This window comes from Lamprobacter sp. (genome assembly GCF_034860625.1).
GTDB lineage: Bacteria > Pseudomonadota > Gammaproteobacteria > Chromatiales > Chromatiaceae > Lamprobacter.
The window spans coordinates 1-2,227 of record NZ_JAYESN010000376.1 but is presented as its reverse complement, the minus strand read 5'-3'; the positions used below and the strand labels follow the sequence as shown (position 1 = coordinate 2,227).

Genomic DNA, 2,227 nt, shown 5'->3' with positions numbered 1-2,227 from the left:
GTCGGTGAACCCTACTGTCATGACGCTTGAAGAATGGCAGCGCAAGCTGGCAACGCCGGACAGCTTCGCGGCGCGCATCGCCAAGCAACCCAGACTCTTCATCATTGGTGATGACAATGCCGTCGGCTGAACTCGAGAACCTTGTGCGCATCGGGCGGCTCAAGCTTGAGCCACCGTCAGAGCGCGAACAGCAAGGCTTATTGGAATCCGCCGATGCGCGGCTGGCAGATGCGAGCTTATCGTCGCTGAACTATGCCAGCCGATTCGATCTCGCCTATAACGCCAGCCACGCCCTGGCGCTGTTCGCTCTGCGACGACTCGGCTATCGCTGCGATCAGCGCTATCTTGTCTTCCAGACCCTGGCGCACACCGCTGGCATGCCACCGGCCGTCTGGCGGGTGCTGGCGAAGGCACACGAGCGCCGCAATCTGGCCGAGTACGAGGGACATCTCGAGCAAGACGACCAACTGCTGGCCGATCTCATCACTGCCGCCAAAACGCTGCGCGAGGCGATCGATGGGCTGGCCGCATAAGGCAACGTCCCGTGAATCCCATCAGCCACTGACGGCCACCCTGCAGGCTCTGCGCCCATCAGCCACTGACGGCCACCCTGCAGGCTCTGCGTGGAACACTCCACAGTAGATTTAGCGGAAATCCAATCTTGTAATTGTGGAGTTGCGCTCCATAATTGCAAGGATGATTCCTCGCCGCCTATCGCCTGACCTCACCGGTGCTCTCGCCGAAATGCCGGCCGTGGCCCTGCTGGGCCCCCGGCAGGTAGGCAAGACCACTCTGGCACTGGAAGTGGCGGAATCTCGCCCTTCCATTTATCTCGATCTCGAGTCAGCGGCAGACCGCGCCAAGCTCGCGGAGCCAGAGCTGTATCTCTCGCAGCACGCCGACAAGCTCGTGATCCTCGACGAGATCCAGCGCACGCCAGAGCTCTTCCAGAGCCTGCGCGGGCTGATTGACGCGGGTCGGCATGGCGGTCAGGGCAAGCAAAAGGGCTTTCCTAAAAAAAGCGGCCGCTTTCTGATACTGGGCTCCGCGTCGGTTGATCTGCTGAAGCAGTCCAGTGAAACGCTGGCCGGACGCATCCGCTATCTCGAGCTGGCCCCGCTCGATGCCGGTGAAGTCCCGCGTGACCAGCTCGATGCGCTGTGGCTGCGGGGTGGCTTCCCGGATAGCTTGCTGGCCAATTCCAATGCGGCGAGCCTGCGCTGGCGCGGCGATTTCATCCGCACCTATCTGGAGCGGGACATACCTCAGCTGGGGCCGCGGATTCCAGCAGAGACCTTGCGACGCTTCTGGACCATGTTGTCGCATCAGCAGGGCTCGCTACTGAATGCAGCCTCTCTGGCCCGGGCGTTGGCGGTGGACGGCAAGACAGTGGCGGCTTACCTGGACCTGCTCGTGGACCTTCTGCTCGTCCGTCGGCTGGCCCCTTGGCACGGCAACGTCAGAAAGCGCCTGGTGAAATCGCCCAAGGTCTATGTGCGCGATAGCGGTCTTGTACACGCACTGCTCGGCATTGATGACCACGAGGCGTTGCTGGGCCACCCTGTCGCCGGTGGCAGCTGGGAAGGATTGGCAATAGAGTCGCTCATCGGCGCTGCGCCACCGGGCACGGAGGCATACTTCTTTAGAACCTCCGCTGGCGCGGAGATCGATTTGCTGCTGAAACGCCCCGGAGAGCACAAGCCATGGGCAATCGAGATCAAGCGCGGCCTGTCGCCAAAACTGGAACGCGGCTTCTACCTCGCCTGCGATACCATAAACCCACAGCATCGCCGGGTGGTCTACAGCGGCAGTGAGCGCTTCCCTTTGTCCGAAAACGTGGAGGCGGTCGCACTGCCAGACCTCTGCGAGGAACTGGCCTCGACATGAACAGACAGGGCCGACAGTACCATCATCGTAATGGGCTTTACGGGGACAGTTTACTTTTAGGCAAAGCCAAAAAGTAAACTGTCCCCATAGCCCCACACTGACAGATGGATAACACCATGCGCCCACTCTTGCTCACCCTGCTGCTGATGGCTATCACCTGTGCAGCACAGGCGGACTCCGCACTGGCCAAACTACTTGCAGGCGCCGAGTTCACGCCGCCGCTCAGCGGCCTGCAGGTCAGCCTGCTCGATGGGGGTGAAGCCGCCGAAAGTCTGGCCTACGGCTTTGCCCAACTCAACGCAGAGGGGCCCATGCCGCTGTTGCCCGAGCACAAGATCCG

General features: G+C 61.6%; 3 protein-coding genes. All 3 read left to right on the top strand.

Annotated features, from left to right (window positions below; translation table 11 throughout):
- Window positions 1-116 precede the first annotated feature (116 nt).
- Window positions 117-533, top strand: coding sequence for a hypothetical protein (locus VBE63_RS27740; protein WP_323686218.1), 417 nt, complete (start codon window positions 117-119; stop codon window positions 531-533).
- Between the two features lie 211 nt (window positions 534-744).
- On the top strand, window positions 745-1,887 hold the full coding sequence (locus tag VBE63_RS27735) for an ATP-binding protein (RefSeq protein ID WP_323686217.1): 1,143 nt from the start codon (window positions 745-747) through the stop codon (window positions 1,885-1,887).
- Between the two features lie 116 nt (window positions 1,888-2,003).
- A partial coding sequence (locus VBE63_RS27730) for a hypothetical protein (protein WP_323686216.1) occupies window positions 2,004-2,227 on the top strand: 224 nt, incomplete at its 3' end.

Coding starts and splice junctions, on each gene's coding strand:
- VBE63_RS27740 (WP_323686218.1), top strand. CDS start 117: ATGCCGTCGGCTGAACTCGAGAACCTTGTGCGCATCGGGCGGCTCAAG.
- VBE63_RS27735 (WP_323686217.1), top strand. CDS start 745: ATGCCGGCCGTGGCCCTGCTGGGCCCCCGGCAGGTAGGCAAGACCACT.